General features: G+C 36.2%; 1 protein-coding gene. It reads left to right on the forward strand.

Annotated features, from left to right (window positions below):
* Window positions 1-101: 101 nt before the first annotated feature.
* On the forward strand, window positions 102-1,037 hold a 936-nt coding region (locus tag KA873_RS13440; protein ID WP_210125940.1), incomplete at its 3' end, for an IS256-like element IS256 family transposase.

Below are 1,037 nucleotides of genomic sequence, written 5' to 3' on the forward strand. Positions count from 1 at the left end.
GATAAAGTCCGTATAATTGTGTAAAAGTAAAAAGGCCATATAACAGTCCTTTTACGGTACAATGTTTTTAACGACAAAAACATACCCAGGAGGACTTTTACATGACCCAAGTACATTTTACACTGAAAAGCGAAGAGATTCAAAGCATTATTGAATATTCTGTAAAGGATGACGTTTCTAAAAATATTTTAACAACGGTATTTAATCAACTAATGGAAAATCAACGAACAGAATATATTCAAGCAAAAGAATATGAACGAACAGAAAACCGACAAAGTCAACGAAATGGCTATTATGAGCGCAGCTTTACGACACGTGTAGGCACGCTAGAATTAAAAGTACCCAGAACACGTGATGGCCATTTTTCACCCACAGTGTTTGAACGTTATCAACGAAACGAAAAAGCCCTCATGGCTTCAATGTTGGAAATGTATGTATCAGGCGTTTCAACTCGTAAAGTATCAAAAATTGTGGAAGAACTTTGTGGTAAATCCGTCTCTAAGTCCTTCGTTTCTAGCTTAACAGAACAGCTAGAACCTATGGTTAACGAGTGGCAGAATCGTTTATTATCAGAAAAAAATTATCCTTACTTAATGACCGATGTACTCTATATAAAAGTACGAGAAGAAAATCGAGTACTCTCAAAAAGCTGTCATATAGCGATTGGAATAACCAAAGATGGCGACCGTGAAATTATCGGCTTCATGATTCAAAGTGGCGAAAGCGAAGAGACCTGGACAACATTTTTTGAATACCTAAAAGAACGCGGTTTACAAGGTACGGAACTCGTTATTTCTGATGCGCACAAAGGATTAGTCTCTGCCATTAGAAAATCCTTCACCAACGTAAGTTGGCAAAGATGCCAAGTTCACTTCCTAAGAAATATCTTTACCACCATTCCTAAAAAAAATTCAAAATCTTTCAGAGAAGCTGTTAAAGGAATTTTTAAGTTCACAGATATTAACTTAGCGCGTGAGGCTAAAAATCGATTGATTCATGATTATATCGATCAACCAAAATATTCAAAAGCTTGCGCA

This window comes from Staphylococcus sp. GDY8P45P (assembly GCF_017892745.1).
Classification (GTDB): Bacteria; Bacillota; Bacilli; order Staphylococcales; family Staphylococcaceae; genus Staphylococcus; species Staphylococcus cohnii.